Below are 3,684 nucleotides of genomic sequence, written 5' to 3'. Positions count from 1 at the left end.
GGCCGGGCCCGCGGGCACCGCGGTGCGCGGCTGGGAGGAGCTGGGAACGCTGCGGCTGCTGGCGCTGGCCGAGCCGGCGGCGCTGGCGGCCGTCGCGGTGGACGAGCGGGCGCGGCGGCTGCTGGGCGCGGACCCGGAGCTGGTGCGCACCGCGCGCACCTACCTGGACCTGGCCGGCTCCGCGCAGCGCACCGCGGCGGCGCTGGGGGTGCACCGGCAGACCCTGTACCACCGGCCCGGCGGCCTCCCCGCCGGCGGGGGCCAGCGCCACCACGCGCAGCGGGCCGGCGGGCAGCACGCCCTCCACGGTCAGCTCCTCGGCGGCGCGGGCGCGCGCGCCGGCGTCGGCGGAGAGCAGCTCGCCGACGGCCCAGGTGGTGCGGTCGGCGGTGCGCGAGCGCGCGGCCAGGGTCGCGGCGACGGCGTCGACGACGTCGTGCAGCTCCGCCAGGCGCTCCTGGCGCACCCGACCGCCGGGGTCCAGCAGCCACAGGTAGCCGTAGGTGACGCCGCGCCAGCGCACCGGCACGCACCAGCGGGCCAGGCGCCCGGCGGCCGGGTCGGCGGGCACCCGCAGCGGCCCGCGGGCGCGGGCGATGCCGAAGGCGGCGAACGCCTGCTGCACCGCGGCGTCGGAGCGCCGGCGCAGGATCGAGGTGCGGCGCACCTCGTCGACGACGTCGTCGTGGCCCGAGGCGGCCACCAGGTGCAGGTCGCGGTCCTCCAGCGTGGTGGGGGCGCCGGTGAGGTCGGCGACGGCGTCGACGAGCTCCTGCAGGCCCGGCGCGGCCGAGGGGGTGCTCACGGCGCCCAGCCTGCCACCGCGTCATCCACCTGTACCACGATCGGGTTCGTCCTTCGTCCACCCGTCCCTGGTGGTGGGGGGCGGGGACGCCTAGCGTCGAGGTGTGTTCGGACAAGTGGTCCTCGGCGTGGCGGGCTCGCCGCGCGTGCGCTCCCTGGTGACCGGGAGCAGTCTCAGCCGTCCCGTCGTGCGGCGCTTCGTCGCCGGCGAGGACGCCGCCGCCGCGCTCGGCGCGGTCCGCGCCCTGGACGCCCACGGGGTGCGCACCACCCTGGACGTGCTCGGCGAGGACGTCGTGCGCCCCGAGCAGGCCGACGCCACGGTGGCCGCCTACCGCGACCTGGTGACCCGGCTGGCCGACGCCGGCCTGGCGCGGGGCAACGAGGTCTCCGTGAAGCTGTCCGCCCTCGGGCAGGGCCTGGGCCCGGACGGCCCGGCGCGCGCCACCGGGCGCGCCCACGAGCTGGTGGCGCACGCGCACGCCCGCGGCGTGGACGTCACCCTCGACATGGAGGACCACACCCGCGTGGACCTCACCCTGCAGGCGCTGCGGGAGCTGCGCGCGGACTTCCCCCGCACCGGCTGCGTGCTGCAGTCGATGCTGCGCCGCACCCCCGGCGACGCCGCCGACCTGGCCCGCCCCGGCTCGCGGGTGCGGCTGGTCAAGGGCGCCTACGCCGAGCCCGCCGAGGTGGCCCACCCCGCCAAGCGCGACGTGGACCTGGCCTACGTGCGCTGCCTGCGCACCCTGCTGGACGGCGGGGCGTACCCGATGGTCGCCACCCACGACCTGCGGGTGGTGCGCATCGCCGAGGAGCTGCTGGCCGGCCGCGGGCCCGGCGCCGCGGAGTTCCAGATGCTCTACGGCATCCGCACCGAGGAGCTGCGCCGGCTGGCCGCCGCCGGGCACGTCGTGCGCACCTACGTGCCCTTCGGGACCGACTGGTACGGGTACTTCTCCCGCCGCCTGGCCGAGCGCCCGGCGAACCTCGCGTTCTTCGCGCGCTCCCTCGTCACCGCCTGAGAAACCCCCTGAACCGCTGAACCCCCGGAGGTCGTCGTGCAGTCCGTGACCGAGGTCCCCGCCCCCCGCAACGAGCCGGTGCACGGCTACGCGCCCGGCAGCACCGAGCGCAAGCTACTCACCGACCAGCTCGCCGAGCAGGCCGCGAACCCGGTGGAGATCACCCAGACCATCGGCGGCGTGCAGTCGCTCGGCGGCGGCGAGCGCGTCGACGTCGTGCAGCCGCACCGGCACGAGAGCGTGCTGGGCACGTTCGCCGCCGCCACCCACGCCGACGCGCGCGCCGCCGTGGACGCCGCGCTGGCCGCCGGCCCGCAGTGGGCGGCGATGGACTACGAGGACCGCGCCGCGGTGTTCCTGCGCGCCGCGGACCTGCTGGCCGGCCCGTGGCGCGAGAGGATCGCCGCCGCCACGATGCTGGGGCAGTCCAAGACCGCCCAGCAGGCCGAGATCGACGCGCCGTGCGAGCTGGTGGACTTCTGGCGCTTCAACGTCGCCTTCGGCCGCCGCCTCATCGCCGAGCAGCCGGTGTCCTCCCCGGGGGTGTGGAACCGCCTGGACCACCGCCCGCTGGAGGGGTTCGTCTACGCGATCACCCCGTTCAACTTCACCGCCATCGCCGGCAACCTGCCCACCGCCCCGGCCCTGATGGGCAACACCGTGGTGTGGAAGCCCAGCCCGACGCAGATGCTCTCGGCGCACTGGACGATGCGGCTGCTGGAGGCGGCGGGCCTGCCGCCCGGCGTGGTGAACCTCGTCGGCGGCGACGGGCGCGCCGTCTCCGACGTCGCGCTGGCCGACCCGCACCTGACCGGCATCCACTTCACCGGCTCCACCGCCACCTTCCAGCACCTGTGGCGCACCGTGGGGGAGAACATCGCGGGCTACCGCACCTACCCGCGCCTGGTGGGGGAGACCGGCGGCAAGGACTTCGTGCTGGCGCACCCCTCGGCGGACCCGGAGGTGCTGTCCACCGCGGTGCTGCTGGGCGCGTTCGAGTACCAGGGGCAGAAGTGCTCGGCGGCCTCGCGCGCGTTCGTGCCGCGCTCGGTGTGGGAGCGCGTGGGCGCCGACTTCCTGGCGCGGGTGGACTCCCTGCCCTTCGGCGACGTCACGGACCTGTCGAACTTCGGCGGCGCCGTCATCGACGCGCGCGCCTTCGCCAGGAACGCCGCCGCCATCGACCGCGCGCGCGCCACCGCCGGCGTCGAGGTGGCCGCCGGGGGCGCGTACGACGACTCCGAGGGCTACTTCGTGCGCCCCACCGTCCTGCTGGGCGAGGACCCGGGCGACGAGGCCTTCCGCACCGAGTACTTCGGGCCGGTCCTGGCCGTGCACGTCTACGACGACTCCCGCCCCGGGGCGTGGGAGGACGCGCTGCGCCTGGTGGAGTCCGGCTCCCCGTACGGGCTGACCGGCGCCGTCATCGCCGACGACCGCGTGGCGGTGCGGCAGGCGCAGGACGCGCTGCGCTTCGCGGCGGGCAACTTCTACGTCAACGACAAGCCCACCGGCGCCGTCGTGGGCCAGCAGCCGTTCGGCGGCTCGCGCGCCTCCGGCACCAACGACAAGGCCGGCTCGATCCTGAACCTGCAGCGCTGGACCAGCCCGCGCTCGGTGAAGGAGACGTTCGTGGCGCCGACCACGCACGTGTACCCGCACATGCGCTGAGCCCGGCGAACCGGCCCTGCCGACCCTCGCCGGGGCGCCCGCGGCGATCTCGAGTTTCGCCGCGGGCGCTGCAGGGGTACACCCTTGGTCATGAGCCAGGACAGGAGCTCCACGCGCACGGACGACCTCAGCGTCGTCCACCGCTCCGGCGCGCGCCCCGCCGCGCCCCACGAGGGTCCCGGCC

General features: G+C 76.4%; 2 protein-coding genes and 1 pseudogene. All 3 read left to right on the top strand.

Annotation, left to right across the window (positions count from 1 at the left end):
* Positions 1 to 22: 22 nt before the first annotated feature.
* Positions 23 to 190 (top strand): annotated as a pseudogene (locus GTR00_RS25955) (PucR family transcriptional regulator); the annotation flags it as partial.
* A gap of 718 nt (positions 191 to 908) precedes the next feature.
* Entirely contained in the window at positions 909 to 1,829 is a 921-nt protein-coding gene (locus GTR00_RS16525; protein WP_166612681.1) for a proline dehydrogenase family protein, read from the top strand.
* Between the two features lie 36 nt (positions 1,830 to 1,865).
* On the top strand, positions 1,866 to 3,500 hold the full coding sequence (gene pruA / locus GTR00_RS16520) for an L-glutamate gamma-semialdehyde dehydrogenase (RefSeq protein WP_166612680.1): 1,635 nt from the start codon (positions 1,866 to 1,868) through the stop codon (positions 3,498 to 3,500).
* Positions 3,501 to 3,684 lie beyond the last annotated feature (184 nt).

This window comes from Kineococcus indalonis, assembly GCF_009906395.1.
In the GTDB taxonomy this organism is placed as follows: Bacteria; Actinomycetota; Actinomycetes; order Actinomycetales; family Kineococcaceae; genus Kineococcus; species Kineococcus indalonis.
The sequence above is the reverse complement of the archived record's forward strand: the minus strand, read 5'-3'. Positions and strand labels throughout refer to the sequence as shown.